A 1,099-nucleotide genomic window follows, 5' to 3' on the forward strand; every position below is an offset into this window, starting at 1 on the left:
TACTTTCTTTACTACGGAAATGGTGAAAAAAGCCATTGATAAGATGAAGACAAGAAGAGCATACGATCATGATGGTTTAGTAGCAGAACATCTGATCCATGCCAAGGATCTACTTTCAGAAGTCCTTGCTCGTCTGTTTAATCGGGTCATGTGTGAAGGATTACCTGAATGTTGGAAATTATCTACTATCGTACCTATTTTCAAGTCAGGGGATCCTAGGATACCCGGGAACTACCGTACCATTATGGTAGGTCACACATTGACCCGATTGTACGCATCCATTCTTGAACAAAAATTGAGTAGATGGGCAGAGAATGAGGGCACAAGGGCAACAGGGCAAGCTGGATTCAGGAGGGCTAATTCCACTTTAGATCATATTCTTATGCTCAGAGCCATTATTGAGGAAGGAAGAGCAAGCGGGAAAAGGATGTATTGTTGCTTTGTGGATTTTCAAAAAGCTTTTGATACAGTACCAAGGGTCAGATTGATGCGCAGAATGCAAGAGTTAGGGGTCCCCAAAGAGATTATCTGGGGGATCATGGCCTTATACGGGTCAGTAACTCGTTATGTACGTACTCCAAAAGGGGATTCTGACATTGTTCATTCCACCGTTGGAGTAAAGCAGGGATGCCCACTGTCCCCTACGTTATTTGGTATGTATTTAGATGAGGTATCAGATTACATTGATAGAGAGGGTGACAGAGGTGCTCAGCTGGCAGGGACATGGATCCCTTTATTATTATATGCTGATGATATTGTGTTAATGTCAGAGTCGCCAGAGGGCATGCAAAGACATTTGGATGCATTGCACAACTTTGCAGAGGATAGTGGACTGTCTGTGAACCTTGGTAAAACCAAGGTTATGGTGTTTAGCACCACACCACAGTGGGTCAAGAGATTGGCACCTACACTCGTATATGGCCATGACACTGTGGAGTACACAGATGAATATACATATCTGGGGGTGGTATTCACGGGACCGAGGTTTACCCTGAGGAGAGCAGCAGAGACTAGACTATCCAGAGCCTATGCGCCATTAGGAGGGCTAGAGAGGATGTGTTCGCAGGTTCAGTTTCAAGAACCACGAACAAAACTATGG

General features: G+C 44.6%; 1 protein-coding gene. It reads left to right on the top strand.

Annotated elements, in window-relative coordinates:
- Nucleotides 1–19: 19 nt before the first annotated feature.
- Nucleotides 20–1,099 (top strand): reverse transcriptase family protein (locus tag DD606_RS25420; RefSeq protein WP_139158394.1); only part of this gene is annotated, 1,080 nt, incomplete at its 3' end.

Source organism: Enterobacter cloacae complex sp. GF14B (assembly GCF_004136805.1).
Taxonomy (GTDB): Bacteria; Pseudomonadota; Gammaproteobacteria; order Enterobacterales; family Enterobacteriaceae; genus Enterobacter; species Enterobacter hormaechei_C.